This window comes from Rhodopirellula maiorica SM1, assembly GCF_000346295.1.
Lineage (GTDB): Bacteria > Planctomycetota > Planctomycetia > Pirellulales > Pirellulaceae > Novipirellula > Novipirellula maiorica.
Map to the genome: position 1 here is coordinate 1 of NZ_ANOG01000946.1, position 26,374 is coordinate 26,374.

The following is a 26,374-nucleotide window of genomic DNA, read 5'->3' on the forward strand; positions in this document are numbered from 1 at the left end:
AGTTCGTGTGGATCTAGTAGGCCGGACTCCGCCAGCCTCTCTGCAAGCTCTTCACGATGGCCGATCAATCAATGTGACGGGGACGGTTGCCGATGTCCGTCCGTTTGTTCAGCGGGCAAGCGTTTTCGTGGTGCCGTTGCAAACCGGTGGGGGCACTCGTCTCAAGATATTGGAAGCATTTTCCATGGGGAAAGCAGTCGTTTCGACCAGTAAAGGTGCTGAAGGAATTCCTGTCGAACATGGTCATCAAATCCTGATTGCCGACTCGCCTTCGGAGTTTGCGGCCGCAATACAAGAGCTATTGGCGTCGCCGGAAAAAAGAGCAACGATGGGACGGGCTGCTCGCCAGCTTGTCGAAGAGCAATTCGATTGGAAATCTGTTCAGAAAATAGTGCACCATGGTTATCAGCAGATGTTTGACGCGAGGCTTCCTCTTGACCGAAAACGCGTACTCATTGGTAAATAAATGAATCCAGAACGTCACGCTGGCCACTCCATGTCATCGAGCGATCAATTATCCCAACGGCCTGTGGTTCTGCATGCTCGATGCATCAGCGGATTGGGCGGCGGACCTGAGAAAACGATCCTTAACTCGCCACGTTTTCTACGACCACTGGGTTTCGATTCCTATTGCGCCTACCTACACAGCAAGGCTGACGGCCCAGACTTAATCGCCAGGGCCAATGAGATCAAAGCACCTTTTTTGTCCGTTCTCGACAACGGTCCGTTTGATTTTGGGATCGTAAAAAGAATCACTGAAATATGCCGAGCAAAAAACGTTACGATTTGGCATGGTCATGATTACAAAACGGACCTTCTCGGCTTATGGGTTCGCCGCCGATGGCCAATGAAACTCGTGACAACGGTTCATGGTTGGGTACAACACACGTGGAAAACGCCGCTCTATTATGCGATCGATCGGTTCGCGATCCGACGTTACGATCAAGTCATCTGCGTTTCCGAAGACCTGTACGAGCAATGTTTGGGAATGGGGGTGAGTGACGATCGTTGCCATCTTATTCAAAACGCCATCGACACGCATGAATTTCGTCGCACCATGAGCGTTTGTGATGCTCGCGATGCAGTTGGCTGGGATGAGACAACGATTGTTCTTGGCGCGGTGGGCCGTCTGTCGCCTGAAAAGGGATTCGACTTACTCATTCGTGCTGTATCGCAACTGATCGACAGCGGGGTCCGGGTCTGTCTTAAAATTGCTGGCGAAGGGGCAGAGCAAGCGTCGCTTGAACAACTGATTCGAGAACTGGGATGCACGCAGCATGTGCAATTGATTGGGCATGTGAAGGACATCAAGCTCTTCTTTCAAGCAATCGATATTTTTGTTCTAAGCAGCCTTCGCGAGGGCTTGCCCAATGTCGTTTTGGAATCGATGGCCATGGGCACGCCGGTGATTGCGACCCGCATCGCGGGTTTGCCAAATTTGATTGAGAACGATCACAACGGAAAACTGATTGATCCTGAATCGGTTCCCGCACTCTACGACGCCATAGCGGATCTTGCCGGCAGTCCCGAATCATGTGATCGCCTAAGCAGTAATGCTCGGACTACGATCGAATCGTCCTTCAATTTCGAACACCGAATGAGACGTGTCGCTGATGTTTATGCTCGTGCAATTGGAAATCCATGGGAGTGCCCACCCGTCGACAGTGCAACTAACGCATTGCAACAAGGATCCAATCGTCACATTCCTCTTTCTGCGTCGCAGAGATAGCGAAAGCCAATCGTGAATTTAATGTTGCTAGCTGCGTTTTGGATTTCAGCAATTGGACTGCTTTATGGATTCATCATTTATCCGGGAATCCTTTTTTTCGTGGGGCAACTTAAAGGCGGCAAGACTTTTGTTGAGGCCGAATTGCCCAGGGTTTCCCTGGTGATCGCCGCGTACAACGAGGAGAGTGTCCTCAAGAAAAAACTAGAAAATGCATTGGAGATTGATTATCCAAGCGAAAAACTTGAGATCTTGCTAGGTAGCGACGGAAGCAATGACTTAACCGCGGAAATCGCCTCTCGATTTTTTGACGTGGGAGTCAAATTCTACGACTATCGAATAAGACGTGGTAAACCATCGGTGCTTAACGAAACGATCGCAAAGAGCAGTGGCGAAGTGCTGTTTCTATGTGATGCGAATGTCATGTTTGATCCGCATGCACTAAAACGCTTGGTAGCCCATCTGGGCAATCCAGCTATCGGTGCCGTCACGGGGGACGTGCGACTGGAAAGCCACGAAGCCAATTTTGGAGAAGGCGAAAGTGCCTATTACAAATTGGAACGGGCGATCCAACTTGGCGAGTCTAAATTGGGTTCCGTGATGGGGGTCGATGGTGGAATGTATATCATCCGTCGATCACTATTCGACACCCTACCAAGCTGGGCACTCAACGAAGAATTCATTGCCAGCATGCGAGTCATTCGCAAGGGATTTCGAATCGCATATGAGCCAGACGCATTTGCGATCGAAACGGCAACCCCGACCGCAACTCAAGAATGGAGACGGCGGGTTCGGGTGTCGGCGGGATCGGTGCAGATCCTGCGTGGTGGATTCTGGCCACCAGCTACACGCCCCATAGAGCTTTGGCAATTTTTGTCGCACAAAGCTCTGCGATGGGCGAATCCCCTGTTGCTCGCAGTCTTATTCGTAGCTAGCGCGGTGCTCACATTGTCGGGGGCACATCCCCTGTACAAGATGATGCTCTTCATGCAGGCAGCTTTCTATAGTTTGGCGACTCTGGCAACCATCTCATTGGCGTTCCGCAACACGAAGATCGGTGGCATCGCATTCTATTTTACGATGAGCCACATCGCGATGGCGGTCGGCATGGTTAAGGGACTCCTTGGTCGTCAGGCGACGACCTGGAAACAAGCGGACCGAACCTTCTCAAGTCACACGAGCGTTTGAACGCCCCTGTTTTACGAGTGTCCGATACGTTACATCGTTGAGATGCGACGTAGTGCCTCGTCACGATCGAGCTGAAAGCTGGCTTCGAGCAATCGGATCAATTGCTCTGTTCCAAAAGCGTCAATTTCTTGGTTTGCCCCATTCAGTCGCAGGACGCGATCATCGGCGGCGGTGAAAAACAGATCATCGATGGATCCAAACACCTCGTCTGCAGATCCGCCGGGTCGAAAGCGATCTTTGCCGCTTCCGCCCACCAGTCGATCAATACCCGTTGCGAGACTGGAGACTTTTTCGTCATCGCCATAAAGGATATCATCTCCAGCCTCGCCAAAGAGCACATCGTGTCCCGCGTTCCCAACAAGACGATCGTTACCCGTTCCCCCGAACAAGACGTCATCACCCTCGCCTCCAAAAATGCGGTCACCCCCGCTACCTCCGTCGATGTGATCATTTCCAGCGCCACCGTCAAGTGTGTGATCACTTCCATCGCCACCAAAGATATGGTCGTCTCCATCGCCCCCACGGACTCGGTCGACGCCAGCGTCACCTAGCAGTCGGTCATTTCCAAGGTCACCATAGATAATATCGTCGCCATCACCACCCGAAATAAAATCATCCCCAGCGTCGCCGTGGATCGTATCGTTACCGGATCCGCCGAACAACGTGTCATTACCAGGGCCTCCACTGATTTTTGAGGGAAGGTGTGTCGCGTTGGTAAAATGATCATTGCCTGCCCCTCCACTGAACTCGATCCACAAAATGTTGCCTAGCGGCAAAGTAGAACGGACGCCATTTAGGTCTAAATCAATCAATCCGCCGCGTATTGCAACCGTCACGATGTCATCACCAGCACCGCCTTCTAGCTTGAGGACTGTTGTTGCGATCGCGGTCGGCTGAGATCCTACCGCACCGCTGGCCCCCGATGCAAACTCGCCAGGTTCAAGAGTGCCAACCGACTCTTGCCAAACGTTGGCGGGCAAGTCCGGATAAGCACCGCTGATTTTTTGAACATACGTTGGAAGGAATTGCACGTTGCTCATTGTCAAATCCGGACTCTCAAACGATTTGTCGAGTCCGATATTGATGTAATTCTGTAAGACCGCGCCATTGAGTATGGTACCGTTACCTGGATTTGGCGAAGCCATTAATCCAATATTGTTTCCACTGGCCCGAATGTTTTCTAGTATCAGATCGTGGTTTTCATACTGTTGGTGACCGAAAGCGTATGCAACCGTCGTCCGAGCGGCGTAGGTGTATTCGCTACCTTGATTCGAACTCGCTATATTCGGATTGCCTATCACGGTAGTGTTGCGAAGCGTCATTTCCGCTTCATGATACGCAATCACGCCATGATGGCTGACATGCCAAACCAACAAATCCTCGAAGACCTGCCGCTTGAAATCATCCGCGTTGCAACACGACTGAGACCATGTTGCCCAGAGTCCCCCGCGACTTGATGCGACCTCATTGTCCCGAAAAGACGTGACTTGTCGTGTCGTGCCTTGTCGATAGTATCCGTTGTAATTGTACCCGTAACTTGCTGCGTCGTAGACAAAATTGCCCTCAACGACATTGGCAGGGCCACGAAACCAAAATCCCGATCCGTCAGCACCCGTTTCGATCGTTGGCTTACTGATTGAACGGGGCAGGTTCTGCATCGCACCTGCCCGACCGTCACCCACTTGGTGCCCCCCGTCGACTTTGATCACTAAGTTACCAAGGAATTGATTGCCAAACTCGTCGCCGTCCTCGGTGACAATTCCACCGCCATCGACGTCGTAGACGATATTGTCTTCAATCAATCCATTGTTGGTTTTGTGAATCGTGATCCCCCACTTCAAACCGTCCTGAACGACGGAATCAGTGAGTGCCACGCTTCCATGTAAATGGTGGGTGTGAAATGGATAACGACCCGCAGGATTGGCTCCAACGTGAATTACGTCTCCGCCATCGGAAATCACTGTGTCGTCGACCGCTTCGTCGGCTGAAGTTCGGCCGAGGCCCACAAACGCGACACCATCCAGATCCACCTGTGCTTGGTACGTCGCAACGGTATGGCCTCGGAACCCTTGCGGATTTTCGGACCGCAGCACGATCGAACGAGTCAAGTTGGCGACATGGGCAAACCGCTCGATCTCAAACGGATTTGGGGAGATACCATTGTGGTTAAAACTTGCTGCCGAGGTGAAATGAATCGTCTTTCCCTCGATCTTAGCAATCGTCACTGTTTCCGATTCTTCCAGTGGTTTACCCGACCTGGTGACAACCGACTGCGCTGTCTCCGGCAACGCCAGAATGTCGCCGACTTCCCAGCCCAAAGGAATCTCGTCAGCCGTGAATTGGGTCGACCCTGCAGGAATATCGGAAACGGCTCGTACGTAGGGAGTCTTGGCCTCACCGGTCGCTGTCCACTCTCCTTGAACGATTAGACCTGTGCCCCATTGCAAAGGGTCGTCAATGGAATTGGCTGCGTCAGCGAATACGACCTCGGCGCCCGAAAGCATCGAAAGGCTGCCGTCTTGGTAGACGACAAAATCTTTCACACGCAGCGATGCGGAAATTTCCAATTCGCCGTGAACACCAATAGCCAGAACATCGATGTCTCCGTTATCAAACACCACATCGTGTTCGCTACGGATCAACACACGATCTGAAACTCCAGGGACTTGCCCATTTGACCAAATAGAGGCGTCGCCCCAATATCCGCTGGCGACAGTGCTGACGGTTTCGTCCTCGACGAAATCAGGAATTCCGTGGGGGCCGGGAAGTAACGTAGCCAAAAGATTTCGACACTCGAGCTGCTGGACTTCGAGCTTTCTCAATGCTTTGCATGCATTGGTCTTAAGACGACGACGCGTAGTAAACATGCCGTTCACGATGACCTCAATTTATTGAATGAATTCTGAGTCAATATCTAATATTCAGCAAATGCAATGCCGAAACGAGCCAATGATCCAGGCAGGAGCATCGCTTGCGGGATAGATCTTGCGTCTTTATTTGTCCGCGGTTGTCCACTCAACCAAAAACCTGTCCACGCGACCAAAACAAGCTCCGAAATAGTTAGGGAACTCAGCGGAGGGTGAAGTATAGCCAGTCGGGTAGTCTTTCAGTCAACCCAACATACTTATTCTCCCTATCCGGAATATTCTGTCTTTCACTACCTGCGAGGTTTTCTACCACTTGCTCTTGGTTTCCAGACCAAGCGTAGGAGAACAGAAAACTGCCCAGATTTGTTTTGCCATCGCTATGGCGAACTGTGCTTGCGAATGGCGATTACGAGCCAGGCAGCTCAAGGGATCAATCCCGGACCTGAAATTCATCTTTGTTCAAACTTTAACAAAAAATACGAATGCCAATAACTAGCGAACTGCGAGTCCAATGCTCGCTCATCGACGAGCTGCATCCTGACGATGACTCCAGGGCAAACGAATGGGCTCTAAAAAACGGCGTTGCGGGGACGCACGCGTCACCCAATATTGTTCGAGCAGTTTGTCGAGGGCTTTCGCATCGCGGATACTGGATTCAGGCGACCCGCGGAGACGAGATCGTTGGTGTCCTGCCTCTGGTACACGTCAATACGATGCTGTTCGGTCGCTATCTCGTCAGCTTGCCTTATCTGAATTGGGGAGGAGTTGTCGCGACTGACGTTGCAACGCAGAAAACGCTGATTGATCGGGCGGTTCAATTGGCTGATGAGCTGGACGTGCGATTCTTAGAGCTTCGACATGAAAAGATGGTTGAACATGAAAAACTATCGGACGTGCGCTCTGAGAAGGTTCAAATGCGGATGCCGGTCGTTACCGAAGAACAGGCTTGGAAAGCATGTCGCTCGACGGTTCGAACTCAAGTCCGCAAAGGCGATAAGCAAGACTTCGACATTCGATTCGGGGGCCACGAATTGATGCCTACGTTCTATAAAGTCTTTTCCGAGAATATGCGTGATCTGGGGACACCCGTCTATTCGCTGGGGTTGTTTGGTGAGTTTCTCGATCAGATGGACGACCAAGCTGAATTGTGTGTGGTTCAGAAAGCTGGCGTTCCTATTGCTTGCGCCATGACGCTGCATTTCGATCACGGACTCAGTGAAGTGCCATCGGCGAGCGCGCTGCGAGCCCATCGAAATACGGCGGTCAACACATGGATGTACTGGCAATTGATTCGACGATCCGTCCAGCGTGGAGCGAACACCTTTGATTTTGGTCGTAGTACGCCCGAAGGTCCGACCTTCGATTTTAAGCGAAAATGGGGTGCAACGCCCTCCGAAGTAGCCTGGCAGTACTATCGTCGCAAAGGCGACGTCAACGCGGTGCGGCCCGACAACGCGAAATACGGACTCGCCATCGCGGCTTGGCAGAAACTGCCTTTGCCGATCGCGAATCTGATTGGCCCATCTATCGTTCGTGGCATTCCATAAGGTTTCAATGGTGGTACTTCAGAAATTGTACGCACTTGACAGTAAAAAGGATGTCGTCGGACACGGCCTCGCTAGCGTGGCTCGCTCACAACGGTGATGATGACGAAACGAATCCACTTTACACTGTGCTTAATCTTTGCGGTCATTCAGTTCGGAATGTTGGTCGCCAACTGGACTTGGTATCCAGTGCCCAAACTTGGTTGGATCACCGAAGGTTGGGTTCCTCCCGCTTCCCTTTTCGTTGTGATTGCCGTCGTGGCCTGCTTGCTCGCGTTTTCGCGTCGTTCGCCAACGTGGTCTGTGTCGGCGTATCTGCTTGCTAGCTACTCCGTTCCACGGTATCAACCAGAATGCGAATGGATGTTGCGGCATTTCGTGCCTGAAATCGTGACACTTTTCGCGGTGATATTTTTCTGGATACAACGTGATCCAAGCGACAGCTCGTCTTGCGTTAGCGAATGTTGCGAGAACTCACGTTTCCAACACCTCGCTGCTACGATTGGCCAATGGTGGATGGCCGTTTTTGCGGTCTATGTTTTAGGCCTCTCCATCGCGTGCCGATTGATTACTCCAGACTCGAATTGGTTTGGGGACTTGAAGCACTCGCCGCTGCGAATGTTGGCTGGACTAACGATGTGTTACTTGGGAATTACCGTCAGTCGCAGAATAGCGATGACTCAGTTGACAACCGTGCTAGCTGTCGTTGTCATCGTTCGCCTGCTTTGGACATTCCAATTGCAAGAAGACGGAGATGTCGCATTCTTGCTCGTCGCACTAATTCCGCTTTGCGCCGCATCCGCTCTGCAATGCCGAGGGACAATCTTTCGCAGCTTCTGGGGCCTCACTACAGTGGCCGCCATCGCCGCCGTAGTGGCAACGGCCAATCGGGGTGGAGCGATTGGATTAGTGATTGCTTGCTCGACTTTGATCGCTTGTGCCGGGCGCAGGGCAGTCGGTCTGGCTGCCATCTTCTTGATCACGTCGGTGGTTTGTTTCTTGCTCGTCCCAGGTTTCGATGGGGCGAGTCTGAAAGAACGGATGGACTCCGTGATTCAGCACCGCGAACAAGACCCAAATGTTCTGTCCCGTCTTGTTCTCTGGGAAGCAGCCACTCAGTCGCTTGACGGACAGCGGCTCTGGTGGGGGCAGGGACCGGGGCAGGGCCCCGCAGCAATCTCGCGGGAACGAGGTTCAGTGCGATTGGTTGCAGTACATAATACGTTTCTGGCCATCATCCTTGAACTTGGACTCGTGGGCGTCATCCTCTGCGTGGGGCCGTTGTTACTGGGGATGGTGTGCGTTTGCCAGCGTTGGCGATCCTGCCGGTCGCTAGGCAAGTGGATTGCGTCATCGGCGAAGCTCGCGTCCGTGATGGGCATGCTAGGGTGTGGTATAGCGATTAGTCGTCATGACGACGGCCTGATGTTCTTTTTAGTGGGCTGCCTGATTGGTGGACCAGGACCAAATCACATTAAGGCAGTTCGCCTTGACGCGGTATCGGCTTGCGAAGAACAGCCCGTTAAGTTTACGGAACCATGACTCGATTATTTCCGACGCAAGAGGCTTCCGATACCTCAACGGCCGTTGGCGTTCTGGGCTGGTCATCACTGGCTGTTTCGATGGCACTCGTAGTTGTCTCTTGGGCGCCGTTCAATTTTCGACCGGACGCTCTGGCGGCGGTCTGCAGTCAGTTGATCATCGCCGGAACGGCTTCTCAATACTCCCGCGCCGATTTCGTCGCAAACATTGTGATCACGATCCCGCTCGGATTTTTTTTGATTGGGTTCTTTGATTTGCAAACCCGGTCTCTTTGGCGGCGAAATTCGTCAGGGGCCGCAGTGGGGATCGCTCGGTCGATCTTGCTGACTGCAATCACGCTCGTTGCGTCAGGATCGCTCGGTCTTCTCTGCGAGACTGGACAAGGATGGCTGCCAACTCGCGTGGCTTCCCTGCGAGACGTCAAAGCCCAACTCACCGGAGCACTATTTGGGGTTGTCACTTGGTGGTGCTGCGGGCCACGAATCGCAGCCTTGATCACACAGGTACTTCGTGGCCAAAAACTTCATTCCCGAATCAATGCGTTGGTATCACTGACAGCGATTGGCATGATCGTTTGGTCCATCGCACCGTTTGATCTTATCCTGTCGCCGGTCTCCATCGTCCGCAAGTGGACAAGGGGGCAGATCGAATTGGTTCCTTTCACTTCCTATCCGATTTTGACGCTAAATGCCCTCTACCAGTGGGTCGCCAGCTATGTACTTGGTATCCCGCTAGGGATTTGGGCAAGGCGATCAACCGCATTCTTGTTCGTTAAGGGACTATCGCGGTCCAATATTGTACTTGTCGCAATTGCGTTGGGGGGGCTACCCGAACTGTTGCAAATACCAATCGAGGGCCGAGTCGCCTCGTCCACTGATGCGATTTTCACCGCCATCGGTGTCGGCAGTGGACTTCTGGTTGCACCAGCGTTGTTCGCATCAATCGAGTCTCCTGGTCAGTCGCAATTCGGTACGGACAAGAAGACATCTAAACAACGATGGATGACGTCATCGAGCGACTGGTTCTTGATGGCGATGATTTACGGTGTGTTATGGTCCCTGTTGAGCTGGTATCCATTCGATTTTGTGACTGACTCGGAACAGCTCAAAACACGGCTAAATCAATTGTGTTCCAGTCCATTCCACGACGTAGAGACAAACGGTTTAAAAACTTTGTTCGTCGTTTTCCGAGCGTTCTTACTTTCCGTGGGTCTGGGAGCTTTGTTGGGCGGTGGGGCATCGCGGCTCTCTGTTCCGTCGCTCCGAACGACGGCAAAGTACGCGATCCTGCCGCTGGCCTTTTTGACTGCATTGATTATTGAGGCTGGCCAATTGCTTGAAGCAACTCGGACCGCTGGCGGCATCGGTTTTCTCACGCAAGCGGGTGGGATTTGGCTTGGGTTTTCGGCCGCAAGGGTTACGTTTCAGCCTTCCTATACGGAGGATTGAGTTTGGACGCCAAACAACATACACGTCTGCTTGCTGCCCTACTCGGCTGGTGGTTCTCCGACTCTAAAATCGGCACTTCGCGGAGTCTCCGATCGCTGTAATTTATCCGTTGCGTTCATCGTCAGCCGTCAACCCGGCTTTAAGAGAAAAAATTCTGGGGCTGGACGGACTTCGCGCTCTGGCATGTATTGCCGTGTTTCTCGTTCATTGGCATCAAGAAACCGGCTTTAGCGGAAACTGGGGCCCATTCAACTTGGGGCAGTTTCTGCAGAACGGGAACATCGGGGTTGCCGTCTTTATGATCCTGTCCGGCTTTTTTGCCAGCATGAATTATCTCACGCCTGAAGGACCTCGATTAGCATCACTTGCTGACGTTCGCCGGTTTGCGTCACGACGCATGTATCGCATTTTGCCTGCGTACTACGTTTGTTTGTTGGCCATGTGGTTGGCGGGTGGGGACTGGCAAAGCTCGCAAGGTTGGCTCGACCTTTTGCTGCATCTTCTCTGCTTGCACAACTTCTTTGAGTTCAGTCTCTACAGCATCTCGTCACCCCTGTGGGCGATCGCGGTTTTTGTGCAGTGGTATTTTGCATTCACTGTGGTGATAGCAGTTTCGTCAAGATTGGGCATCCATAGTTCTGGCGTTCTGTTGATGACTTTCTGCTCAATAGCTGTCGCGGCACAATTGATGGCCGTCGCAATGTCGGTGACCTCCGCATCCGTGCATCCCAGTTGGTTTGGGTCGGATGCAACGCTCCGTGATCATAGCCTGCTATCACACATGCCTCTGTTCGTCCTAGGCATGGGCATGTTTTTCGCTCGAAAGCAAACTGCGAAAGTTGCTCCAGTTCGATGTGACGCGGCCATTTTATTAATTTGTCTCACTGTCATCGCCATCATTTCGACACCACTCGATGTGATCGTTCGTCTCCCATCTTTTCGTTACATGTTTCCTACCGTTCCGCTTCTGCTGGCTGTTGCAGTGAGCCTTGTCCCACAATCGAAGATCGTTAGAACCATTCTTGAAGGACGAGTACTGTTAATGACTGGGCGGCTAAGCTACCTAATCTATCTGTTCCACGATCCGGTGCTCGGGGGAGTGGTCGTGGCGGCGAGGTCATTTGGGCACAGTGCGCTAACGACGCCGCTCGTCCTCGCAGTGGCCGCATTCGCGATGACCGTTCTCGTCGCATATATATTTGAATTCGCCTTCGAGTTAGTGACCAATGTCAGCGCACGTTTGTGCACTCCACTGTTGAGTTAGGCAAATGTTTGCTCTCTTTTTTGTCATTGATGATGGAACGAGTTGCAAGCGGCTTTCCTGGGTGGTAGCATAGTCCCCATGAACCGCGTTGTTGCAATAATCGTTCTCGCCATTACTTGCGCATTGTCCGATGCGCAAGCGGGATTTATTTGTGCGACCTCACACGACTCACTATCGTTCGTGCGACCTTCCGAGGCGGTAATGAGGTCATTGATTGACGCCGAGCTTAAGAAGAATGCCGACAGTGAAGATCCGTTTTTGACACACCGTGATTCTCAAGGGATGAGTGGGTCAACGATTTCGGTTTCTTCATCTGCACCGCTACTTGCATTGACGGATGGCAGTGCTCAATCTTACTGTTGTCTCACGTTGGCTAGTCGTTTATGTCTCGCCAACAGTATCTTGCCGTCGTCTCCAGATTTAGACGGAATACTCAGGCCACCGCAGCGCTCCGTTGCGATTGTGTTTTGAATTTTCTGTTTACAAAAAAATCTGGATATTGAAAAATGAGATTGCTTCTAATTACTGCTGCACTAGGTGCAGCATCGCTTCTGGTCTCGCCTGCCGCTCAGGCTGGGATTGTTTTCGATAAGGCCGTCAATTTGAATTTGAGTGCTGTTGATGCTGCTCTGACGAATGTCAATGGTGTTAATGGTGTAAATTTCGGTGACATTTCTTTCGGTTCTGCAACCGGGCGGGTGGCTGTCAATTCAACCGACAATGGCGATGGTTCGTTTGGCATCGGTGACAGCATCAAAGTGGTTGGTCACGCGTTAATCGACAAAGTTTCGCTCGAAGCAGGAGGATCTCTGGATCCTCTCGATGCAGGGCAAGCCAAATCGTTTCAGTTGACTGGTGTCCTCCGTGATTTGGCGGGAGTTGTTAGTGCTGACGGGTTCGGTTTGTTCAACCACCTTACTAGTGGTTTTTTGGATCTGTACCTTGATGTATCAACCCCTGATGATTTTACAGTGGGTGATATCGCCAACTCGGTAGATGGCGTGTTGGTTGCTACATTCGAACTGATCGAAGGGAAGACGCGACTGTTCGGTGGGCCATCTACGTTTAGTAGCTTTGATTTCAAGCTGGTAAGTCAGTTCGATTCCGGTACACCAAGTGACTGGTCTGACGATTTCTTTCAATTACCGAGTGGGTATGATCCGTTAAACAATGGCTCGCTTCTTGCAACGCAAGTAATTAGCACCGACACACGCACTGCGAACACGCTGACTAACATTAGTGGAACACATACCGTTGATATTGGTACTGGTTTTACTCCCGTGCCTGCGACCCCAACGAATGGCGACTTCTACGCTAATGTCGACGGAAGTGGTGGCTTCGGTGTGATCCCTGAGCCCGCTTCAATCGCAATCTTTGGATTGATGGGGGCTGCAGGATTTGCTGGCCGACGTCGACGTAAGAAGACTGCCTAATTGCTGAGTCGTTAAGCAAAATGACGAATATGACCTCGCTTGGATTATCCAAGCGAGGTTTTTTGATGAAATGAAGTCGATTCCATTGAGTGCACAAATCTGCGGTCTAGTGAACGTAGTGTCAACTAATTTACGTACACTTACTGCTGACAAAGTGGAGCGTCAGGAAGTCAATGCAAAAGTGGAAGCCTCTCCTGTGGTTCACCGCAGGGATGAGTTTGGATTAAAGAATACACTTTTCAAGTCTTCATGACGGCAGGCGATCTTTCCAACAAATGTCGGAACCGTTCGCTAGGATTGAGCGAAGAGAATTCTTTCGCTAGCTGTCTCGCTGCATTTGCATAACTTTCATCCCCCAATATTTGCTGCGTCATTGATACGATTCGGCTTTCGTTAGCAAATTCCGCCCTGAGCGATTCGCCCGCTCCCGAGTTTCGGATATATTCGATTGTAAGATGTTGATCAAGAATGCTGGGAATTCCCAACACGGGTGTTTCGGAAGCAAGTGCAACGTATGCCGATGCGCTGCCACCATGGCAAATTACTAGATCCGAGTGCTTCGATGCTTCTTCCGCGGGTAGATAATCAGCAACCAAGACGTTAGGCCGGTCCCGGATGCTTTTGTCCAGTACGAATCTTCCGGATGTTGCGACCAGAACGTTGATTTTCGGATCCGCGTTCGCAAGGCTTGATACCAGCGTCGCTAAGAGTCGTACGGGCCCCGAACTTCCCAACGTAACGAACACGGTCTTTCTCGCGGGATCCATGGTTTTCCATTTGTCGGGCATCGCACCAGGTGACGACCACAGTATTGGGCCAAGATAGTGATGGGTGTGTGGCAAGCCGTTAGTTGGGACAAGCCCCGGAGCATCCGCGTACAACACTTGGTCCGCGTCGGTATACATCTTTTCAAGGTTGTAACCGAGCGGTTTTCCCGAGCAATAGGCGGACGCTTGGTTTAGCGGGCGACAGTGCATTGCGAAGGCAGGCCGTCGAAAAACCTTGAAGAATGGATTAGCAATTGTGGGTCCGATGAGTCTCGTGACTGGTAATTCCGGTACGACCCAAGGCTGATTCGCGTAGGGACTCCAATAGGCGTTTGTGAGTGTCCAATAAGGAACGCCGAGTTTTCGTGCGCTAATTGCCAGCGACAACCTCATGTCCCCGATGACAAGATCAGGACGAACACTTTCAAGAAGCTCTAGATCTTGTTCAACATACCCCACGAGCGTCTCTTTACTGAATGCAGGACGTCCATCGCTTAGATTCTGGATAAACGACTCGTTGCCGACACAATCAATTGGATGGAATCTGCGAGATTCATTCTCAACCAGATTTCTCTTGGATTCGCAGCATGCGAAATGGACGTCGTACTCCTCAGGATCTAATCCCTCTGCCAAGACGAGTGGCCTAGTTACGTGGCACAATGTAACAGCTTCAGCGACGAACAAGATTCGCGGTTTTGTTCTCGCCTTAGACTTCAATGGTTGATGCGAGTCTGCAACGTCGGAGAACGTGAGCATTTAGATGTTCCTGAATATGCTAGGTGTTACACTAATGCGTTTGCCGTCGGCGAAACATCTTGCTCGACGGATGGCCTTCTCATACCAAAAAGTCCGTCACTCTGGTGCGAATGTTCGGCGTAGAGTTTTTGCTCCATCAGTCGTCGGTGCAACTGTGGCAGGTTATAGAAAGGAACGGATGGAAACAGGTGATGATCTAGATGGTAAGAAACGTTATGGGGGGCGAAGATCGCCGTTTCAATCCAGTTGCAGTGATAGTTGCGTGACGCGTTAAGTTCGTGCTGGTTGGCGAGCCCAAAATGCTCGGCGATGCTACGGATGCGAAGGATAACTGGCAAGATTGTCCAGGCGGGGATAAACCACAACAGCAATGCGTAGGTCCATGTTCCGGTAAAGAATAAGACGCCTGCAACGATCCCCCAGAATGCAAGCATCCCGAGATCAATCGTTCCTCTTCGTTTTCCTGTCTTAGAGGCTTTCTTGGTGCCAAGCGAGTGAACTGCGCGAAGCGACGAAATGAACCCACCGCCAAGCAGGTCACGGGTGAGCAACGCCAGCAACTCGCCTCGTGTTTTAGGGAACTTCCATTCAGCATGACCTGACTTTCGGAACCAGTCTGGGTCATCATCGGTATTGGTGTGTTGATGATGTGCCAAATGGTTGCGACGGTAAGAATCTGTCCTAATCAGCATCGGATAGGACAACATGCAGTTGCTGATTATATCATTTATAGTTTTGTTGCTGACGAGACGAAAATGCGAAGCATCATGCATGATAATCAAGAGGGCGTGTTGGCGAGTCGCGATCGCGATCATCGCGACCAGGAAAACCAGCGGATGGGGAATCCAAATCGCCAGATAAATTGCAACGCTGATTACCGCCCAGTCGGCAAAGACTGCATAGAGGCCTTTCGTGACATCCACCTTCGAGAGTGCCTTTAGGTCCTGTGAAATCTCGTGCTGTAGCTGGCGTCGGTAGTCGTGCGTCGCAACTTCCGCTTGATGTTCGACCGAAGGTGCCGGAGTAGTGATTACCACGACGCTTGCTGGAGTTGTGAATGACGTTGTTGATGTCATGGGGTTAGCTCTTTTGTGGTTTATTTAGATATCAAGCGTCTCAAATCGCTTTTTCCATTCACGCTCAAGCCATTTGCGTTTGATTCGTTGCAATGGGCTACGGTTTCCCATGCGAAGATTTCCTGACTCGAATTTCCCAAGGTAAGCATCAAAAATTCGGTAGTGCGGCGCTGGCTTTACGGGGCCGCGCCCCAACAAAATCTTTACTGCCTCGGATGCCATTACTCCAGCAGCAAGTTGGCAACCAGCGCTGACCGAAGGCGCAGAACCACTAATCGGATTGGCTTGGTGGCGGTCCATGTATTGAAGCGGAAGCATCCGAGGGCAAAGTCCCATTAAAAATGCAATTACTTTTCTTCCATACGAAGTATCATCATTGATATCAAAGTATTGATCGAATGACATTCCGCTTGGCGTGAATGTCAGCCAGCAAGTGCTGAAGCCCATCGGTCCTGCAGTAATCCCTGGAATGTTGTGTGCGGCAGCACGATTGAATACATGCCTGCGAGCTTCAATTGCATACAGGTCGATTCCATCGACAAGAATGTCACAATCAGAAAGAAAGTCATCAGCATTAGAGCGATCGACTTTTCCTTTGATGACAGAAATCTCGACATCCGGGTTGATGCTTCTCGCGACCTCGCTCATCACTTCAACTTTGGAACGTCCAATTGTTTCAACCGACGCTCCATATTGACGGTTGAAGTTCACCGACTCGAAAACGTCGGGGTCGGCGATTATGAATTTTCCAATCCCCAAGCGTGCGAGTGTTACAAGGTGGAGACCACCTACTCCTCCCATTCCAGGAATCGCAACTTTGCAATTTCGCAAACGTTCCTGCTCGTCACGCGAGATCAAACCGTAGTTGCGACTAAATGCGTCTTGGTAGTTCCATGGTTGGGATTGTGAACTAGCCTCTGGATTGGCAAGGATCGTTGGCGCGACTTGAAACGTCGCTCCGCTATCGGTTGTGAGTGACATGTTAAATTGTTAAGTGGTTAAGAGCTGTATTTGCGGGATAAGGGCTGGGATCAGAGAGATTCGATCAACTGATGCCACGGGAGTCGACCAGCACGAACGCTCGCTGGAGACGCTGTCCCCACTCGAAACATAATGGCCACTTCATCTGACGAACCAAAGATTTCTTGCAGCAATGAATTGACGCTGGCAAGTTTTTTCCGCTCACGAGAAGTAAATCGTTCACCTCCTGCGCGGCGGAATTGACGACTTAGAATTGGTGCTACAGCGAGCACTTGGAAACCTAAGCCTAAGGATGCAGATTGCAGCCAAACTCGTTGCAAAGCACTGCCGACATTTAGCCAGGAATTTTCCGCTTCGAGATTTCCAACAATCGCGCCGACTGCGGACGAATGAATCACTTGTTTTTTTGCTGCCCTTGCCGCCAAGTAGCTCATCCGAAAGCATTTATCTGCGAAACGCAACATGCGGAAATTCTCAGTTGCCTTGAGCGCAAGTTTTTCAAAACGACTAATCTCAAATGTATCCACTGAGAATCCGACTTCGGTTTCTTGGTGAGTCCAGAAAAGCTTCTGGTAAAATTCTTTGTGACACTGTTCTTGCATGAAACGTACGCGATCTGCCAGCGAAACGGCGTGAGCGATCTTGCGGATTGTCGACTGCTCGGAGCAGAAAATTGTGTGGACTCCGTCCGTACAATTCCCTTGTCTTTGCATCGAGTCGAGCAAATGAGGCGCGAGTTTTACGCGATCCTGTTTTTTGCGATTGCTGTGGCGATCCTTGACATGAAGTGCCAGCGGGTCTGGAGAAAGCCCTGGGATACTTGTCTTGTTCAGTTGGAGCGAATACACGTCATCAGCTGTGTCGCTGATATTGGCGATTTCGATTGCACTACCGTATTGCGAAGCTGTTAACCGGAGATTCTCGAGAAAAGAACCGATTGCCATGCGAGATGCTTCGCCGTTGAAATCCAGGAATCCTAGCGGTTGGTTTCGGTCGAGGGCTAGCCACGCAGTTTCGGCTGTATGGCCAGGCTTAATTCGCCATGGCTGGCCGTTGTCGCCAGAAGGTGCCCATCGTGCTTGCTCAATTAAAGGGGCCCAATTGTTTGTCCAAGCGTCCGTGCCTTCCTGGCAATGAATTTGAGGGGGTGAATTTGTTATTACTTCCAAATCCGTTCTAGAATATGCAGCAACTGCCATGATGTATCGACTCCGATGCGCGATGCGATCGGGTGTTTTTGGAGCACCCATTAATAAACCGACAGTGTTAAATAGGCTACGCAAAGTGCGTGCTTAGAATAATTGCTGTTTTTCGCTTCCGGAATTTGTAATAATTTATTTGATTTATCCGGTCATACAGTCTTTAGCGGATAGGATAAGACGTCGTGAGAATTTGAAATTACGTTCGTCGGTGATCACGCGATTGTTCTGTAAGAACGATTTTTATGCCGCTTACAGAGGTTGAAATAGAATCGGCAATTTCAACATTGGCATGGTTCTCTGCGAATCGAGCAGTGCAGAGTCACCTGAGTCGCCCATTAACATGAAAGCACCGAATTTGTCGCTCGACGTCCTCACTCCAACGACAAGTTTATTTTTTGACTCTGGAAGCAGGAGTGGAATCATCTTCTCAAAAATTGTTTTTGGTATTGGGAGATCAAAGCGAGCGGAGCAAGCTCGTTGGTGAGGCCTCGTGACGTTTGAGCTGGACAGTGCATTTTCAATTTAACCAGCCCTTGTGCAGCAACGCCCCACGTCCGTCTCTCACAGCGGAAGAGTGAATGCTTTTCTCCGCTATTCTCTCCCTTCTTCTTTCTGTCGTGATGCTAGAGCGTCGCTGCAGTCCGATCCATATGGTTTCTTGGTTTTCCATTTTGCACATGACAATTCTGCATCCTAGAGTTTCTCGGATGAAATGCGTTGTCATTTTGGCAGAAATGTTCGGTTGCCCACGAACCGCCTTTAAAAACAGTCCCTCCCGTTATGCAAACAATCACTTCCGATCTCCGTTTGAACCTGGATTCCAGTGCCAATGGTGCATCGCCACACGTTTATGACGTGATTTTGGGTGGTGGCGGAGCACGTGGACTTTCGCATCTCGGCGCGATGAAAGCGATCGGCGAAAGTGGCAATGCCATTTCGAATCTGATCGGCGTCAGCATGGGAGCTTTGGTTGCCAGCCTGTGTGCCTATGAGCGGAACATCGATAACGCGACGAATTCGGTTTTGCAATTTTTGAAGTCATCCTCGTATCGACGATTGCAGGTGAAAGTGATGCGTGCCGCCAAGGGAGCAGCACGTCAAAGCGAAACCAACCGCTGGGCTGCTCGGGTTGTTCATGGCTTATTGAGCCACCAATTTCTCGCACGCATGGCGAGATCACCCTCGCTACTACCCGGCTCGTTCTTAGATGCAATCATCGATCCGTTGATTCCTGACGTCGATATCCGTGATTTGCCGACCCCGCTTCACTTGGTTGCAGTGGACCTCGTCACCGGACGCCGAGTTGTGTTGTCCGCTGGACCGCTGCGAACGGCGGTGCGTGCTTCGATGTCGATTCCAGGGATTTTTCCTGCGGTGCCGTGGGAAGATCAATTGCTCAGCGATGTCGGTGTTTATGATGCTGTTCCTTGCGGTGTCGTCGATGAATGTGACCACCCTTCGGGTGAGACTCGCGGCATCATCGCAGTGGACGTTGGCAAAACGCTTGACCGGAATGTGCAGTGTCGTTCGGGGATGGATGCTATTTTGAGATTCCAAGAATTGGCGGAACAGCAAATTCGACAACACTCGCTGCAGGCTGCGGATGTGGTCATCCGGCCTGACGTGCAGCATGTATCGTGGTTCGATTTCACGTCGCCGGAACCTGTTATTCAGGCGGGGTATGACGCGGGAACAAAGTCGCTTGAGTCGCTTAAGATTCGGTAGTGCGTTCAACGCTCGTTGCAACGCTCGTTCCCAGGCTCCTGCCTGGTAACGCACTGCTCCGGAGGCTCCTGCCTCCTGTTATTGTGCTCGGCGGCAGTCTGGGAATCAGCGAGCGTGGCAATGCAGCTTGCTGCGTCAGTTGAGTGGTTGTTGCGTCGTTGAGTTGTCCTCTTTTAGCGAAATTGCGTTTTGATCGCGGAGCGATCAACGACTATGACAGGCTGGAAGCCTATCCCACATGCTCGTTCCCAGGCTCCTGCCTGGTAACGCACTGCTGCGGAGGCTCCTGCCTCCTGTTTTTGTGCTCGGCGGCAGTCTGGGAAACAGCGGGGCAGCAACACCGCTTGCTGCGTCGGTTGAGTGGTTGTTGCGTTGATGAGTTGTCCTCTTTTGCAAAATTGCGTTTTGATCGCGGAGCGATCAACGACGATGCCCCCTTCATGGTCGGCCGATGGTGATTATCCTGTAGGCACATCGCTCACTGTCTCTATCGCATTGCTACTTGGATATCGGCCTCAAATCTCGTGGATCGACTGTATCCGCAGTGGTTTGCAAACAACGACTCGTGAAGATATGGCAGAGGCTGCCGGTTGCATTGACACGCATGATTGGCCCCTCAATCGTCCGTGGTATTCCTTAGCTGGGTAAAGCTTCGTAGTGCTGGTGCCGGTTTTGAGGCGAATGAACCAAGAACTGTAGCGAAAGTCGCAGAGACTTTCGGACATGCGAGTAAACCCGAAACTCTCTGCGAGTTTCGCTACGTAAAATGCTTCACAGCGTTGGCCAAAACGGTTAACAGGAGCGGCAAAATTGCGTCCTGCGTCTTGATTTTTAAACAATCGTTTCCTTAATTCTCGTGTGGAGAAAAAGAATGAATCGTTTTTCGCATCCCTATTTCATTATGGGGCTGATATTCAGCTGCATCGTCGCGCCGCTAGTGTGGGGACAAAACGATGCCAATCCGTTTCGGGTGAACGCGGATGATTCTGTGTCAGCTGCTTCGTCGGCGAGTGGTGAAGATCAGACTTATTCGTCGGAAATTCCGGCAGCCGCGTTGTTAACGATCGATGGAAAGCGGTTGGCACAACAGCTTCGCAACCTACGTCGTTCGGAAGCGTCAATGGGAGCGGGGCATCCGTCGTTGGGCGCCGTTCGTGCGGAAATCGAAGCGGTCAAACAGCGGTTGGCAACGTTTGCCGACACCTCGGATGCGAACGCAAGTCAATCGCAGGGTGACATGGCAAAGTCGGCTCGGGCGATGACAGGCGATCAGTTGCGAGAGTTGGTGGTGCAAATGTCGGTGAAGATCGACCAGTTGGAGCGGCGGATTTTTGTGCTCGAGCGGCAGTTGGGTACGATCGAGCAGTAGTGTGGGATAGAGCTTCCAGCCTGTCATCGCGCTGCAATGCGAGCGTGATGGTTTATTCGTTACCGCTGCGTTTCCGGCCTACGGGAAACCGACGAGCGGAGTCGTCGGACGACATTGTCGCTGATCGCTCCGCGATCATTGCGTGACTGGACTCACTACATGGCTGGATGAAAACGGAAGAACGTAATGATCGCGGAGCGATCAACGACACTCCTACTCCCAACTCCCTGTCTCCCCCGCCGCTCCGCGGGGGGTTTTGGCTAAAGCCGCTTATGCTCGGCGGTCGATACCATTAAGCAGTTCTATTTTTTATGTACAGCTCCTCTGGTAATCTCATGCGGTCGTCATGCTCTGGAATATTGCTTTTCAAACGCTGCTGTACGATCGTGGCAAGCTGTTCGCCGGTCTGATTGGCGTTATCTTCTCAGTCGTGCTGGTCAATATCCAGGGCGGCCTCTTCTTTGGTTTGATCCACAAAGCAAGTCTGTTGGTTGACCGCAGCGGAGCTGACATTTGGGTGGGCCATAGTGGGATGCACAATGTGGATTTCCCCCACAACATTCCCGAACGCTGGATTTATCGCATCCGCAGTATCGAAGGAGTCCAAGCTGCGGAGCCCATACGTATTGGCTTTGGTGAAATATCGCTGCCCGATGGTAATTATGAAGGGGTGAACGTTGTTGGGATCACCGAGGGAACCGATTTAGGTCGAGCTTTCGAAATCGTTGAGGGCCCGGAAGATGCCCTGAGTTATAGCGACGGGGTGATCGTGGATCAGTGTGACAATCAAAAACTTCTGGATCCAGCAATAGGGGACGTTCGTGAGATTAGTGGTAATCGAGTGCGTATCTCGGGCAAAAGCCACGGTGTGCTTAGTTTCTTAGTTAATCCCTACGTGTTTACCACCTACGTCCGTGCTGCCGAGTTCGTTGGTAGCGATCCATCGACGGCATCCTACTTTTTAGTCCGTGTGAAACCGGGCGTGGACCGCGAGCAGGTTTGTGCTGAAATCCGCCGCCGATTGAGTGATGTCGCGGCTATGCCAGCCGAAGAGTACGCGGCGATCAGCGTCAATTTTTGGATGACACGAACTGGAATTGGACTTAGTTTCGGTGCGGCGACCTTTCTCGGGCTGTTGGTCGGATTGGTGATGGTCGGACAAACGCTCTACGCCATGGTGTTGGACCGAATCAGCGAATTTGCGACACTCAAAGCGATCGGTGCGAGCGAACGCGAAATCGTGGTCCTGTTGACGGCTCAGTCCGGGATGGTGGCGATCGTGGGGATCGCTGTTGGCTTGGCGTTCACGGTTGGAATTCGTCATCTGTTCAGCACGCCTCAGGCATCCATTCAAATTCCACCGGGACTTTACATCGCCAGCGCGGCATTGGTGTTTACGATTTGCTTAGCCGCCTCGGCGCTTCCCTATCTGCGTGTTCGCCGCGTTGATCCTCATTCGGTATTGCAAGGGTAAATCGGATGTCCAATCAAACCTCTGCGGACTTGAGTTCGCTATCGGCAACCGTCGTGAATGTGGCGGTACCCAGTGGAGCTCGAAGCGAAGATGCCGCGACGCGGGATTCTGAAAAGAACATTTTGACGGCGAATCAAATTCGCAAGTCCTACCATATTGGCGGTGAACCTCGCTGCGTGCTGAACGGCGTTAATTTTTATGCTGATGCGGATGAGTGTGTTTTTCTATCTGGCCCATCCGGAAGCGGTAAAAGCACACTGCTGTCGATCATGGGATGTTTGTTGGAGTGTGACTCGGGTGAAATCTCGATCGCCGGACAGCGTGTCGATCAATTGAGCGTTTCCAAGCGAACGCGAGTTCGGCGTCAATCAATCGGATTTGTTTTTCAGCGTTTCCAACTGATCCGCGGCTTGTCGGCGGAGGATAACGTCGCGGTGCCGCTGACGTTGCAAGGCATGTCGTTAGCCGAGGCACGTGAAAAAGCAGGTGAGCTGCTCGGACGCGTTGGGTTGTCGCTACATCGTCGGCAATTACCCACCGCCATGAGTCCAGGACAATGCCAACGCGTGGCGCTCGCTCGCGCTGTGATTACTAAGCCCAAGCTTTTGCTTGCGGATGAGCCAACGGCGGCACTCGATGGTAAATCGGGCGCCGAAGTGATGGAACTGATGAAGGAACTGGTCGCTGAGACAGGGTCGGCGTCGGTTATCGTGACGCACGACCCACGCATTTTGAAGTACGCGGATCGAATTTGTGAAATCGAAAACGGGCAATTCAAGTGAAACTTTTTATCTCGACGATCGTGGTGGTGCTGGTCTGTGTGCCGGCGCTCTTGGTGTATGAAAACCAACGTCAATCTCAGCTGTCCGACAACATCCGCATGGATGCGACCGAGGTGTCGCGGTCACTCGATACTGTGGTGATCCGAGCGGCGGGGCGTATCGAAGGACGAACGGAACAAATTGATTTGCGTGCTCGCATTGCGGAACAGATTGATCAGATTCATGTGACGCAGGGGCAATGGGTCGAGGCCGGTGAAGTTTTGCTCAGTCTGGATTCGGAGTTGTTGTTGCAGGAACGCAACTTGGCCGCTGCGATGCTAGAGATGGAGGAGGCCAAGAAGGAGCGATTAGAAAACGGGTATCGCCCCAGCGAAATCGAAACGGCCAAGCAGGAATATCATGCTGCCGTCGCGAGGCTCGAAGGGGCTCAGAAGACCTATGATCGCGGTGTCAAATTGTCCGAGAACAACGCGATCAGCTGGCAGACGCTCGACAACATGCTAGTCGACCTCGGATCGCTACGCGCAACCGCGGCGGCGGCAAAAAGCCGACTTGAAACATTGGAGATGCCGCCCAGGAACGATGACATGATGGCGGCGATGGCTTCGGTTCGCGCCGCCGAGTCAAGACTTCGCATCGCCCAAATCAATTTGGATCGATCTCGAATCACTGCGCCCAGCGCAGGGAGGATCTTGTCGGTGGACGCCGAGGTCGGTGAAATGACCGCTCCCACGAGTGCGAAGCCGCTGATTATCATGTCGGACACGTCCCAACTGCGCGCTGTTGCGGAAGTCGACGAGTATGACGCGTTGAATGTTGTGGTCGGCCAAGTCTGTGCGATCAAATCGGATGCAGCCGAGGGGATTTTAGCCAAAGGGGAAGTCGTCGAGATTGAACCGCTAATGAATCCAAAGCAAATGTTTGGTCAGTGGGCTGGCGAGCGGACCGACACGTATAGCCGCCGTGTGTGGATCAATCTCGACGATGCGGTCGATTTGCCAGTCGGTTTGCCGGTGGAGATTTACATCGAAACGAAGTGAAAACGAGTTTCGAATGACCAGGGAGCCGATTGAAAATGACCGAGCCTGTTGCACCGCAGGAACACAAGTGGCGGCGACGTTGTTTGTTGCTGGCGGCGGCGTGGGGGCTTTCCTCGATTCTGCTTTCGTTCTCGATGGTTCGCGGAATTGTTGCAATGCCTCTGTACGTTCATGATGCAGATGCATCGGGAGAGGCTGCGTATGTGATGGCCGACGGGTATGCGTATTGGGAACGACTGCGTGCTGCTTCGGACTTGTATCACATGAATCGCGTCAAGCGGATCATGATCTTGGACGAGCGTGACAATGGCGGTTTTAACTTTGTTCGCCGCAGTTCGGATACTCGGGTCCAGAGGGCGATTGACTATTTGGTTTTGCACGGGGTGCCGGCCGAGAAGGTGACCAAAATTCCAGCGGAGGTCGAACCGGCGCTGGGATCGCTTAGTGAGTCACGTGCCGTCGCTAGGCTCGAGCCGGATCTAGGCAGCTTGGTCGTCGTTACATCGGCACCTCATACGCGGCGAAGTCGATTGTGTTTCGAACGTTCGATGCCGGAGGACGTCGAGGTCCAAGTGTATGCTGCTTCGGGGCCAAGCGAGAGTTCCGAGGTAGATGCTCCGATTTGGATCGAGTACGTGAAGTTGGTGATTTATTACTTCGTCGCCTAGTGGTTCCGCAAGCGGTAATTGGATCAAGAAAATCGGCGACGAAAAAATGAGCGACAAAAGCGTTAGAGAACGAAGCAGGTAGGCAGGAATCATTGGGTGAAATACCGTTAGCCGTTTGGGCCATCGCTGGGAAGCATTTTTTCGTAGCGAAACTCGCAGAGAGTTTCGGTATTACTGGCGTGGCCGAAAGTCTCTGTGACTTTAGCTACAGTAAATTTGTGATTTCCTTAGAGGGAGAAATGCTTCACCGCGTTGCGTTTAGGCATTAGCGGGCTGTTGATTTGATGAAGTTTCCTGTGGCAAGGGGTAGCTGATGGCTACCGCCTCCATCGCTGGTGTATTCGACGGACTAGGAAGTCCATCGTACGACTAAATCAATCGAAATGCGAATCGCATTGGTGAGCCGAGGGCCGTAAGGCACCGGGTAATGCGTGGGACCCGGCCGCTGACGCGCGAGCGGCTCACTAAAACAACGGCCCGCCCGCGCCAAAGCGGCTAATTTGCGGAACGACTTCTGACTAGCTGCTTAGATGTAGCGAAAGTCGCGGAGACATTCGAAATGTTCTCCTTTCCAAGCAATAAACATCAAACTGAGTTAAAAGCTGCTGTCTGATGGCAGCTTGGCGCAGAATTTGCCTTGTTGCCATCCAGGTGGACAATGGTTAGTAGCGTCGAAGGAGTGACGGCCGCGTTTGCTGGTGTTTCTTTGCGGTTGGATACCGAAACGGGATCGCATTGGCGGAAGCGTGACTCGTATTGAGACAGTTGTAAAAAGATGAGATGAACGTAAATTTTCGCGGTGGTTTTACGTGCAGTCGTTGGGTTTATGACCTAGGTTATTGATTAGGGAGTCAATCGCTTGCTATGGAAGGCGATTGCGGAGCGCTTTCTGCGGGCGAATCCCGTTTGATTTTAAAAAGGTTTGGGAGATGACCACTTTTACGGCCATCATTGTCGGCGTTCTCGTTTTCTTCGCTATCTGTGCGCTTGTTGTCGCTGTCTTAATCAAACGAGCGCCGTTAGTGGAAGAGTGTGATTGTGATGAGTGTCGCCGTTTGCGGGGGGAGTCTGTTGAGCCCAGCAACGAATTGACGGATCTTTGTGCGGCATCTGCCGCCGACGAACTACTGGCTCAAAATGAGCCGGGTGATGTTCCTGCTGCGAAATCATCGCGGTGCCGTGCCTCGCGAACCCATCAAATCCCCAAATCGACCCAGCATTCGTGGTTTTCGGGCTGGAAATCACATACGCCCCGCTAAGTCACTAGTCGCGTGATCAACGGCGAATCGGCCTATTTCTATCGCCGCCTCCCCACCGTAAGCCTGATTCTGTGAGGGGCGTTCGCAGCGTTCCCGCCCGTTCAAGGCAACGCTGTGAAGCATTTTGTAGCGGAGGGGCACGAGTTCAATGCCGTCTACTTTGGTAGCGGCACGGCGCGAGCCGTCCGGTTGAGGCGAGTAAAACGTTCGGTTTAGACCGGGCGGGCCCCGCGCCGCACCGCTACAAACGCCACCCGTTTAGT

The 26,374-nt window shown here is 52.0% G+C and carries 19 protein-coding genes; 14 read left to right on the forward strand and 5 right to left on the reverse strand.

The window, feature by feature from the left end; genetic code table 11:
* The 3 genes from RMSM_RS30200 to RMSM_RS30210 all read left to right on the forward strand — a co-directional run.
* Positions 1-466: glycosyltransferase family 4 protein (locus RMSM_RS30200; protein ID WP_040770265.1), on the forward strand; the 466-nt coding region annotated here is incomplete at its 5' end.
* Between the two features lie 30 nt (positions 467-496).
* Complete coding sequence (locus tag RMSM_RS30205; protein WP_008706413.1) at positions 497-1,729, forward strand: glycosyltransferase family 4 protein; 1,233 nt, start codon at positions 497-499, stop codon at positions 1,727-1,729.
* A 141-nt stretch (positions 1,730-1,870) separates the two neighbouring features.
* Positions 1,871-2,914 (forward strand): glycosyltransferase family 2 protein, encoded by a 1,044-nt coding sequence (locus tag RMSM_RS30210; protein WP_160168409.1) that lies wholly within the window; start codon positions 1,871-1,873, stop codon positions 2,912-2,914.
* A gap of 29 nt (positions 2,915-2,943) precedes the next feature.
* Here the strand turns inward: RMSM_RS30210 and RMSM_RS37540 are convergent, their stop codons facing one another.
* Entirely contained in the window at positions 2,944-5,694 is a 2,751-nt protein-coding gene (locus RMSM_RS37540) for a calcium-binding protein (RefSeq protein WP_160168410.1), read from the reverse strand.
* Between the two features lie 569 nt (positions 5,695-6,263).
* On the opposite strand from RMSM_RS37540, the gene RMSM_RS30220 reads away from it, so the two are divergent.
* From RMSM_RS30220 to RMSM_RS30240, 5 genes are all read left to right on the forward strand, one after another.
* Positions 6,264-7,328: a FemAB family XrtA/PEP-CTERM system-associated protein gene (locus RMSM_RS30220; protein ID WP_008706420.1), complete on the forward strand. Its 1,065-nt coding sequence runs from the start codon at positions 6,264-6,266 to the stop codon at positions 7,326-7,328.
* Between the two features lie 96 nt (positions 7,329-7,424).
* Entirely contained in the window at positions 7,425-8,867 is a 1,443-nt protein-coding gene (locus RMSM_RS30225; protein ID WP_008706422.1) for an O-antigen ligase family protein, read from the forward strand.
* Positions 8,864-10,315, forward strand: a complete 1,452-nt coding sequence (locus tag RMSM_RS30230) for a VanZ family protein (RefSeq protein ID WP_008706423.1) — start codon at positions 8,864-8,866, stop codon at positions 10,313-10,315. The genes RMSM_RS30225 and RMSM_RS30230 overlap by 4 nt, the downstream gene beginning before the upstream one ends.
* Before the next feature lie 109 nt (positions 10,316-10,424).
* Complete coding sequence (locus tag RMSM_RS30235) at positions 10,425-11,579, forward strand: acyltransferase family protein (RefSeq protein WP_008706426.1); 1,155 nt, start codon at positions 10,425-10,427, stop codon at positions 11,577-11,579.
* Positions 11,580-12,085: 506 nt separating this feature from the next.
* On the forward strand, positions 12,086-13,012 hold the full coding sequence (locus RMSM_RS30240; protein WP_008706428.1) for a PEP-CTERM sorting domain-containing protein: 927 nt from the start codon (positions 12,086-12,088) through the stop codon (positions 13,010-13,012).
* 239 nt (positions 13,013-13,251) lie between these two features.
* Here RMSM_RS30240 and RMSM_RS41455 read toward each other — a convergent pair whose 3' ends face one another.
* From RMSM_RS41455 to RMSM_RS30260, 4 genes are all read right to left on the reverse strand, one after another.
* On the reverse strand, positions 13,252-13,989 hold the full coding sequence (locus RMSM_RS41455) for a glycosyltransferase (RefSeq protein ID WP_160168411.1): 738 nt from the start codon (positions 13,987-13,989) through the stop codon (positions 13,252-13,254).
* 572 nt (positions 13,990-14,561) lie between these two features.
* Positions 14,562-15,611 carry a fatty acid desaturase family protein gene (locus RMSM_RS30250; RefSeq protein ID WP_052031876.1) on the reverse strand — a complete coding sequence of 350 codons (1,050 nt, stop codon included), beginning with the start codon at positions 15,609-15,611 and terminating at the stop codon, positions 14,562-14,564.
* 24 nt (positions 15,612-15,635) lie between these two features.
* Entirely contained in the window at positions 15,636-16,592 is a 957-nt protein-coding gene (locus RMSM_RS30255) for a ThiF family adenylyltransferase (protein ID WP_008706434.1), read from the reverse strand.
* A gap of 50 nt (positions 16,593-16,642) precedes the next feature.
* The gene (locus tag RMSM_RS30260) at positions 16,643-17,791 is read right to left on the reverse strand and encodes a hypothetical protein (protein ID WP_144058072.1); all 1,149 of its coding nucleotides are present in this window, start codon (positions 17,789-17,791) and stop codon (positions 16,643-16,645) included.
* Positions 17,792-18,574: 783 nt separating this feature from the next.
* Here RMSM_RS30260 and RMSM_RS30265 point away from each other — a divergent pair.
* The 6 genes from RMSM_RS30265 (at position 18,575) to RMSM_RS30290 (ending at position 24,852) form a co-directional block, all read left to right on the forward strand.
* A complete protein-coding gene (locus RMSM_RS30265; RefSeq protein WP_008706438.1) occupies positions 18,575-19,519 on the forward strand; it encodes a patatin-like phospholipase family protein in 945 nt (314 codons plus the stop codon).
* A gap of 871 nt (positions 19,520-20,390) precedes the next feature.
* Positions 20,391-20,888, forward strand: coding sequence for a hypothetical protein (locus RMSM_RS30270; RefSeq protein ID WP_008706442.1), 498 nt, complete (start codon positions 20,391-20,393; stop codon positions 20,886-20,888).
* Positions 20,889-21,234: 346 nt separating this feature from the next.
* Positions 21,235-22,362, forward strand: coding sequence for an ABC transporter permease (locus tag RMSM_RS30275; protein WP_008706444.1), 1,128 nt, complete (start codon positions 21,235-21,237; stop codon positions 22,360-22,362).
* Between the two features lie 5 nt (positions 22,363-22,367).
* Positions 22,368-23,144, forward strand: coding sequence for an ABC transporter ATP-binding protein (locus RMSM_RS30280; protein ID WP_008706446.1), 777 nt, complete (start codon positions 22,368-22,370; stop codon positions 23,142-23,144).
* On the forward strand, positions 23,141-24,184 hold the full coding sequence (locus tag RMSM_RS30285; RefSeq protein ID WP_008706448.1) for an HlyD family secretion protein: 1,044 nt from the start codon (positions 23,141-23,143) through the stop codon (positions 24,182-24,184). Before RMSM_RS30280 ends, RMSM_RS30285 begins: the two co-directional genes overlap by 4 nt.
* A gap of 35 nt (positions 24,185-24,219) precedes the next feature.
* Positions 24,220-24,852 (forward strand): YdcF family protein, encoded by a 633-nt coding sequence (locus RMSM_RS30290; RefSeq protein WP_008706450.1) that lies wholly within the window; start codon positions 24,220-24,222, stop codon positions 24,850-24,852.
* Positions 24,853-26,374 lie beyond the last annotated feature (1,522 nt).

What these genes read in the sequence shown, in the direction of transcription:
- RMSM_RS30205 (WP_008706413.1), top strand. Translation starts at nt 497, where the DNA reads ATGTCATCGAGCGATCAATTATCCCAACGGCCTGTGGTTCTGCATGCT.
- RMSM_RS30220 (WP_008706420.1), top strand. Translation starts at nt 6,264, where the DNA reads ATGCCAATAACTAGCGAACTGCGAGTCCAATGCTCGCTCATCGACGAG.
- RMSM_RS30225 (WP_008706422.1), top strand. Translation starts at nt 7,425, where the DNA reads ATGATGACGAAACGAATCCACTTTACACTGTGCTTAATCTTTGCGGTC.
- RMSM_RS30230 (WP_008706423.1), top strand. Translation starts at nt 8,864, where the DNA reads ATGACTCGATTATTTCCGACGCAAGAGGCTTCCGATACCTCAACGGCC.
- RMSM_RS30240 (WP_008706428.1), top strand. Translation starts at nt 12,086, where the DNA reads ATGAGATTGCTTCTAATTACTGCTGCACTAGGTGCAGCATCGCTTCTG.
- RMSM_RS41455 (WP_160168411.1), bottom strand. Translation starts at nt 13,989, where the DNA reads ATGCACTGTCGCCCGCTAAACCAAGCGTCCGCCTATTGCTCGGGAAAA.
- RMSM_RS30250 (WP_052031876.1), bottom strand. Translation starts at nt 15,611, where the DNA reads ATGACATCAACAACGTCATTCACAACTCCAGCAAGCGTCGTGGTAATC.
- RMSM_RS30255 (WP_008706434.1), bottom strand. Translation starts at nt 16,592, where the DNA reads ATGTCACTCACAACCGATAGCGGAGCGACGTTTCAAGTCGCGCCAACG.
- RMSM_RS30260 (WP_144058072.1), bottom strand. Translation starts at nt 17,791, where the DNA reads ATGGCAGTTGCTGCATATTCTAGAACGGATTTGGAAGTAATAACAAAT.
- RMSM_RS30265 (WP_008706438.1), top strand. Translation starts at nt 18,575, where the DNA reads ATGCAAACAATCACTTCCGATCTCCGTTTGAACCTGGATTCCAGTGCC.
- RMSM_RS30270 (WP_008706442.1), top strand. Translation starts at nt 20,391, where the DNA reads ATGAATCGTTTTTCGCATCCCTATTTCATTATGGGGCTGATATTCAGC.
- RMSM_RS30275 (WP_008706444.1), top strand. Translation starts at nt 21,235, where the DNA reads ATGCTCTGGAATATTGCTTTTCAAACGCTGCTGTACGATCGTGGCAAG.
- RMSM_RS30280 (WP_008706446.1), top strand. Translation starts at nt 22,368, where the DNA reads ATGTCCAATCAAACCTCTGCGGACTTGAGTTCGCTATCGGCAACCGTC.
- RMSM_RS30290 (WP_008706450.1), top strand. Translation starts at nt 24,220, where the DNA reads ATGACCGAGCCTGTTGCACCGCAGGAACACAAGTGGCGGCGACGTTGT.